The 7,111-nt window shown below is 61.0% G+C and carries 7 protein-coding genes; 5 read left to right on the top strand and 2 right to left on the bottom strand.

What is annotated here, in order from left to right; translation table 11 throughout:
• The 3 genes from EOA27_RS15100 to EOA27_RS15090 all read left to right on the top strand — a co-directional run.
• Nucleotides 1-1,097: ABC transporter ATP-binding protein (locus EOA27_RS15100; RefSeq protein ID WP_145970358.1), on the top strand; the 1,097-nt coding region annotated here is incomplete at its 5' end.
• Nucleotides 1,098-1,286: 189 nt separating this feature from the next.
• Nucleotides 1,287-1,736, top strand: a complete 450-nt coding sequence (locus tag EOA27_RS15095; protein ID WP_126081340.1) for a cyclic nucleotide-binding domain-containing protein — start codon at nucleotides 1,287-1,289, stop codon at nucleotides 1,734-1,736.
• Between the two features lie 75 nt (nucleotides 1,737-1,811).
• The gene (locus EOA27_RS15090; protein ID WP_126081341.1) at nucleotides 1,812-2,666 is read left to right on the top strand and encodes an MBL fold metallo-hydrolase; all 855 of its coding nucleotides are present in this window, start codon (nucleotides 1,812-1,814) and stop codon (nucleotides 2,664-2,666) included.
• 50 nt (nucleotides 2,667-2,716) lie between these two features.
• On the opposite strand, the gene EOA27_RS15085 is transcribed toward EOA27_RS15090, so the two are convergent.
• On the bottom strand, nucleotides 2,717-3,493 hold the full coding sequence (locus EOA27_RS15085) for a polysaccharide deacetylase family protein (protein ID WP_126081342.1): 777 nt from the start codon (nucleotides 3,491-3,493) through the stop codon (nucleotides 2,717-2,719).
• Nucleotides 3,490-4,578, bottom strand: coding sequence for a glycosyltransferase family 4 protein (locus tag EOA27_RS15080; protein ID WP_126081343.1), 1,089 nt, complete (start codon nucleotides 4,576-4,578; stop codon nucleotides 3,490-3,492). Before EOA27_RS15080 ends, EOA27_RS15085 begins: the two co-directional genes overlap by 4 nt.
• 93 nt (nucleotides 4,579-4,671) lie before the next feature.
• On the opposite strand from EOA27_RS15080, the gene EOA27_RS15075 reads away from it, so the two are divergent.
• Nucleotides 4,672-5,832 (top strand): DUF3095 domain-containing protein, encoded by a 1,161-nt coding sequence (locus EOA27_RS15075; protein WP_245467377.1) that lies wholly within the window; start codon nucleotides 4,672-4,674, stop codon nucleotides 5,830-5,832.
• Between the two features lie 114 nt (nucleotides 5,833-5,946).
• A partial coding sequence (locus EOA27_RS15070) for a nucleotide sugar dehydrogenase (protein WP_145970357.1) occupies nucleotides 5,947-7,111 on the top strand: 1,165 nt, incomplete at its 3' end.

The raw sequence follows: 7,111 nt of genomic DNA, 5'->3' as shown, positions 1-7,111 counted from the left end.
ATCTAGGCTTGCGTTCTTCGGCCGACCTCACGCGTCACACCAAGCTTGCCGGGCGGATCGTCGAACTGCGTGCGGCGCTGCGAACCCGGTTGGAAAATGAAGGATTGAACGAACTGGTGGTTCCTTTCGAGCCGGGCGCCTACAACAAGGAAGCAACGATCGGCCAGAACCTGCTCTTCGGCGCTGCCGCCGGCCCGGAGCTTGCCGACAAGGCTCTGGCGGCAAATTCCTATTTTGCTTCCGTGCTGAGGCAAGCCGGCCTCGATCGCACGCTCTACGAGATGGGCCTGAATATCGCCGAACAATCGATCGAGCTGTTTGCCGATCTGCCGCCCGATCACCAGTTCTTCCAGCAGCTCGCCTTCATGAGCGCCGAGGAGATACCCGCCTACGAAACCTTGCTGCAACGGCTCAAGAACCGTCCCTACGAGACGGTCTCGGAGAACGACCGCGCCATGATCGTCACCCTGAGCTTTGCTTATATCGAGCCCCGGCATCGCTTCGGCCTGCTGGGCGACGAACTGATGAACAAGATCGTTGCCGCACGCAATCGATTTTATGAAAACCTGCCGCCCGAGCTGCAAAATGCGGTCGAACGCTACGATCCCGCCAGATACATTGCCGCGGCTACGGTCATGGACAATGTCCTATTCGGGCGTCTGGGTAGCAATCATCCCGACGCGCCGGATCGCATACGCTCCATCGTCTATGACATTCTTGATGAATTGGGGCTTTATGCCGAACTGCTGGATGTCGGTTTGGACTTCAATGTCGGCGCCGGCGGCAGGCGGTTGACCGCTGGGCAGCGACAGAAGCTCGATGTTGCCCGAGCCCTGCTCAAGCGGCCCGATTTTCTCATTCTCAACCGGCCGCTGTCGGCGCTCGACCAGCGCGTACAGGACAAGGTGTCGCAAAACGTGCTCGAGGAAGCCAGGCGCGACGGCCGTTCTCCGGCAATTGTGTGCGTCGTGACGAATCCGGCAATGGCGATGATGTTCGATCGCGTTGTCGTCTTCGACTCGAGTCGTTTGGTGGAAGACGGAACACACGAGACGCTTTTGGCCGGGGGCGGTATTTTCAAGGAACTGCTCTCATAGAGCATTGGACATTCAGATGGAATCCTTCCGCCGGTGGGAAACTCGCTGCAAGGTCAAGGGATTGAGAGTTCCGGCTGATTGGGCTCGCTACCTCAAGCGGCTCGTATTGCCACCTGGAAACGGAATTGTTTTCATCTGGGCGTGGGTTGTTCTAGTCTGGCAGACGTGAATTTTGGGAGGTTTGCGACAATGCTGCTCAAGGATGAGGTTGGAATGCTGCAACGCGTTCCCTTGTTCTCCGGCATTGAGTCGGCAAAGCTCAAGCTGCTTGCGTTCACATCCGATCGCGTCAGCTACAGCGCCGGCCAGATTCTTTTCCGGCAAGGCGACGAGGGAGATGCCGCCTATGTCATCCTTTCAGGCAAGGCGGATATTCTGGTCGATTCCGACAACGGACCGATAAAAGTTGCCGAACTGCTGCCAAATTCGATCGTTGGCGAGATCGCCATATTGTGCAACAGCTCTCGCACGGCCACCGTCAGAGCTGCAAGTCCGGTGGAAGCTTTGAGAATTCGCAAGGATCATTTCCTGAGGCTCATGAGGGAGTTCCCGGAAATGACCATCGAAATGGTGCGGGTCCTCGCCGATCGCCTAAGCCATACGACCGCGGATCTGATCGACGCACGGAGCGCCAAGTAACCAGTGACGCGCACTTAATCCTCGCCGTCGTGATGGCTCCGGCTAGCATGGGCGACTGGACCGCGAAGGAGCAGCATGGAGGACGAGGTTTTCCTGGTCAAGTTTTGGGGGGTGCGCGGCAGCATTTCGGTATCGGGGCCAGAATTCTCCCGCTATGGCGGCAACACGATCTGCATCGAGATGCGATGCGGTAAGCATACGATTCTCTTCGACGCGGGCTCTGGCCTGCCGCCTGCCGGCCGAGCGCTTCGGGCGTCGGGCGTAACCGATTTCGACCTGTTTTTCACCCACTGCCATTACGACCACATCATCGGGCTGCCGGCTTTTAAGCCGATCTACGACCGCAGCGTCAAAGTCAGGCTTTGGTCCGGGCATCTTGCAGGACGCATGACGACTCAGCAGATTGTCGATGAGTTCATGCGGCCGCCTTGGTTTCCGGTGAGACTGGACGTCTGCAAGGCAAGCCTCGACTACCGCGATTTCGTATCAGGAGACGTTCTTCGGCCGCGCGAAGGGGTGGTGATCCGAACCGGCAGCCTAACCCATCCCGGTGGCTGTATAGGCTATCGGGTCGAATGGGGCGGCCGCGTCGTGGCGGTGATCACCGACACCGAACACGAGCCGGGCAAGCTTGATCAGGCGGTCCTCGACCTCATCGAAGATGCCGACCTCGTCATTTACGATTGCACCTACACCGAGGAGGAAATGGAGCGCTACCGCGGCAACGGGCACTCGACATGGCAACAGGGGGTCAAGCTCTGCGAGGCGGCCGGCGCGCGGGAGCTTGCGCTGGTTCACCACGATCCGGCACGCACCGACAATGAGTTGGACGAGATGGAGAAACTGGCCAAGGACAGGTTTGCCGGCGCTTTCGCCGCGCGGGATGGCCAGACGCTCGAATTTCCAGTCTTATCGCACAAAGCGCGCTGAGCTGTTTCCTCTCTCTTCTTGTTTTGACGCAATTCCGGACGGAAAGCCGCTCACACTTTTCCTGGAATTGCTCTACCGGCGCCGCGCCTGACCAATGTCCTGATCGGAAGCCATGCGCAGGCTTCAGTCTGTGCGGTGACCGTGAACAGCCGTTCCAGGAAAAGCCAGGCCGATTCATCGTGTACGAGATGGTGGGCGAGCACGCCGACCGGTTCGCCGCCGTCGAATGCCTGTCGCAATTGCGCGATGATGGCCTGAACCAATATGCCGTGATCGCGGCAACCGCGCGTGCCATGCCAGTCCATGATGTCGACATTGCTGTTGACGACCGCCAGCGAAGCCGGCTTCGGCGGCCCATAGACCGACAATGCCGCAAATCCCATCGATCCAAGCTCGGATACCAAGCCGGCGTCGATCCTGTTCCAGGGCGGCACCAGCATCGGAACGGCACGTGCGCCGTGCAGGCCGGTTATGCGCGACAGCCCGCGAGCCAGATCATCGAGCACCGCCTCGCGTGGCCGCTGCGGGCCGAGCTCCTGCTTTTTCTGGCCCTCCGACGCATGATTTCGGTGCGCCCAGCCATGGATGGCGACTGTGGCATGCGGCGCCTCGTCAAGCCGGGCGACCAGCTTCCCATCAGTCAGGGCCGGAATGACGGCCAGAGTGACCGGAATTGGGAATTGACCGGTGAGGTCGAGCAGCCGATCAAGCGCAGCCGTCGGATCCACGGCGTCATCATCGCGCAGCCAGAACTCTGCCTTGCGGTCCGCCCGCTGCCAGCGCGCCAGTTCTTTCACCAAGGGTTGCCAGATCTGATCGGACGTCATGAAACCGGGATCTTCGCAAGAAGTTCGGCGAGACGCGCTGCCGCAGCACCGAGGGAGCGTTCTTCGAGGATGAAACGTCTGGCTTCTGCGGCCATGACGGTTCTTTCGTCGTTGCGGGCCAGAAGCCTTTCAATGGCTGAAGCGAACGCCGTCAAATCGCCCGGCGGGGTCAGGAACCCGGTCCGGCCATCCCGCACGACCTCCGGCACGCCGGCGATGTCCTGAGCCACCACCGGCAGGCCGGCGGCCTGCGCTTCAAGATAGGCAACGCCATAGGCCTCGCCGAAACCCGGCCAGACGTAAATTCCGCCACTGTAGAGGACATCCGGCACGGCGGCCGGCTCAATCGCGCCAAGCCATTCGATACGCTCGGCGGGCAAGCCGGCAAATTGCGCTTTGACCTCGTCACGGGCAGGCCCGTCCCCGACGACCGACATGGTCCAGGGCAGGTGACCGATCGAGCCGAGCGCTTGCGCCAGCATGCGATAGCTTTCGAGTTTGTCGCCCGGGCGCATCATGGCGACAGTAACGAGGCGTGTCGGACAACCCCGTGCCGGCGTTTCACGGAATGCCGATGTGTCGATGAAGGGCGAAAGCATGCCGAAAGTGGCGCCGGGTACCGCATCCGCCAGTCCCTGGCGGTCCCTTTGCGTGAAGCAGATGTTCAGCGCCGCCTGTTCGACGGCTCGCGCCACCAAAGCTTGCGTATCAGCCCACAAACCGGCGTTGCGCCGCCTCGAATAGGAGGCTTCCGCTGTCGCATAGGGGACAGCAAAGGCCGCCGTCAGCTCGGGCCCGATCAGGTCGGGCGCCTTGTAATAGGGATGATAAGTGAACCAGAGATCGGGCTTGCCGTCACGAGCCCAAAGCCTTGTCAGCCGCGCGGCTTCTTCCCGGGCCTCGATCTTGCGCGCATCGAAACTTTTCGGCTCCGGTTCGCGTAGATAGAAGCGCAATTCGGATGCCAGTTCGACGCGATGCCCCACGTGCTCCAGCGCCTTGATCAGCGTCCGTGCCATCTGGCGGTCGCCGGAGGCAACGGGATCATTGGGTGACTTCAGTGGTGCGTAGAAGGCAATTCGCATCGCCGGACCCTATCATCAGAAAGCCGCCGCAAGTCAATTTCGAAGCATGATCGACTTCACCCTTCAAGCAGTGGAATATGCTATCTGATGCCCATGGAAACAGCTGCCGCGTCCGACCCGTTTGTCGCTTCTCTGCCGGTCTTCGCAAAGTTCGAAAGCGTTGCCGATATCGACAACTATCGGCCTCTCCCCGATGACTGGGCGCTGGCCACCGCCGACATCGTCGGCTCGACCAAGGCGATCGAGGCTGGGCGCTATAAAACCGTCAATATGGCCGGCGCCAGCGTCATTTCGGCGCTGCTCAATGCGCTGGGTCGGCAAGATTTTCCCTTTGTCTTCGGCGGCGACGGCGCGCTCGTGGCGTTTCCCGGCTCGGCGCTGGAGATCGCCCGCAACGCGCTTGCCGCTGTCCAGAGATGGGTGGCGGAAGAACTGGACCTAGCCCTGCGTGCCGCAATCGTGCCGATAAGGGATATAAGAGCGCAAGGGCTCGACGTTCGCGTGGCGAGGTTCCAGGCCTCCGAAGCGGTCTTCTATGCCATGTTCGCCGGCGGTGGCGGCAGTTGGGCGGAAGCCGAGATGAAAGCGGGGCGCTACGGCATCGATCCCGCGCCGGCCGGCGCGCGGCCGGACCTGACCGGCCTCTCCTGCCGCTGGAACCCGATCGAGGCCCGACATGGCGAAATCGTCTCGATCATAGCCATACCAGGGGCGTCACGCGACTTGCGCGGCTTTCAGTTGCTGGTTTCCGACATCATCGCCCTTGCTGGCAGGCAGGAGCGCGATGGCCACCCCGTACCGGCGGACGGGCCGGCCTACAGTTTACTGCCCGCCGGTCTCGATCTCGAGGCGCGGGCCACGGGGCCGGCTGGACGGCGGTGGCTGACGAAGCTGTGGGTAGTGTTCCTCATGACGCTTACGGCTGTCACCGATCGATGTGGCTGGACGATCGGCGGTTTCGATCCGAAGGTCTATAAACGTGAAGTGGCCAGCAATTCGGACTTCCGGAAGTTCGACGACGGCTTGAAGATGACCATCGATGTTGACGCCGATGTCTTGCAACGGATCGAAAACCGGCTGAAACAGGCGGAACAGGCGGGCATCTGCACCTATGGCCTGCACCGCCAGAAATCGGCCTTGATGACATGTCTCGTCGCTTCGCCGCTGCAGCGCGATCACCTTCATTTCATCGATGGCGCTGCCGGCGGCTATGCGATGGCTGCCGCAAGCCTGAAGGCGAAGGTGCCGGTTTGATGACGGCTTGCGGAAACCGATCTTCCGCAATATGCCTCCGGTATGGTCCTGGGACCAAGTGAGCCTCGCCACGGGAACGGACAAGCCTGTCCGAATTGACGGGAAAGCAGATTTTTGGACGCCTCACGATCGATATATGACCATCTTCTAAACCGGATTTCGACGCGCGCCGCGCAAGTCGGCGTGATCGGACTGGGCTATGTCGGATTGCCGCTGGCGGTTGCGGTAGCACGCGCGGGCTTCCCGGTTTCGGGCTTCGACATCGAAGCCCACAAGGTCGAGAGCCTCAACAACGGCCAATCCTACATCGAGGCGGTGACGTCGACAGCCCTTGCCGGCCAGGTGGCGAGCGGACGGTTCCGCGCCACTGCGGATTTTGCGGAACTGGCCGTCTGCGAGGTCATCATCATCTGTGTTCCGACACCGCTGACGAAAAACCGTGAGCCGGATCTCTCCTTTGTCAGGAACACAGCAGGCACCATCGCCAAGCATCTGCGTCCAGGCCAGCTCGTCGTGCTGGAATCGACCACCTATCCCGGCACCACCGACGACGTGATCAAGCCCATATTGGAAGAAACCGGCTTGCGGTCGAAGATAGACTTCTTCCTCGGCTTCTCGCCCGAACGCGAGGATCCCGGCAACCGCAGCTTTGAAGTCGCGACGATTCCTAAGGTCGTGGCAGGCGACGGCATTGAAGCGGCGACGCTCGTGCAGGCCTTCTACCATGGCGTGGTCAAGACCGTCGTTCCGGTTTCGACCACCGCGACCGCCGAAGCGGTCAAGCTGACGGAAAACATCTTCCGCTCGGTCAACATAGCTCTCGTCAACGAGTTGAAGGTCGTGCTCGGTGCGATGGGCATCGACATCTGGGAGGTGATCGAGGCGGCAAAGAGCAAGCCCTTCGGCTACATGCCGTTCTATCCTGGCCCCGGCCTTGGCGGGCACTGCGTTCCGATCGATCCCTTCTACCTGACGTGGAAGGCGCGCGAATACGAACTGCCGACCCGCTTCATCGAGCTCGCGGCAGAGATCAACACGGCCATGCCGCGTCATGTGGTCGATGAGCTGGCGAAGGCGCTGGACCAGCGCTGCGGCAAGGCGCTCAGCCGCTCGCGCATTCTCATCGTGGGGCTCGCCTATAAGAAGAATGTGCCCGATATCCGCGAAAGCCCTTCATTGCGGCTCATTGAACTCATCGAGGATTGGGGCGGCAAGGCGGAATTCCACGATCCGCATGTTATCGAGATACCGACCACACGAGAGCATATGGCGATCAAGG

Source organism: Mesorhizobium sp. M2A.F.Ca.ET.037.01.1.1, assembly GCF_003998075.1.
Classification (GTDB): domain Bacteria; phylum Pseudomonadota; class Alphaproteobacteria; order Rhizobiales; family Rhizobiaceae; genus Mesorhizobium.
Note: the sequence above shows the minus strand (reverse complement) of the source record. Positions and strands in the feature narration are given on the sequence as shown.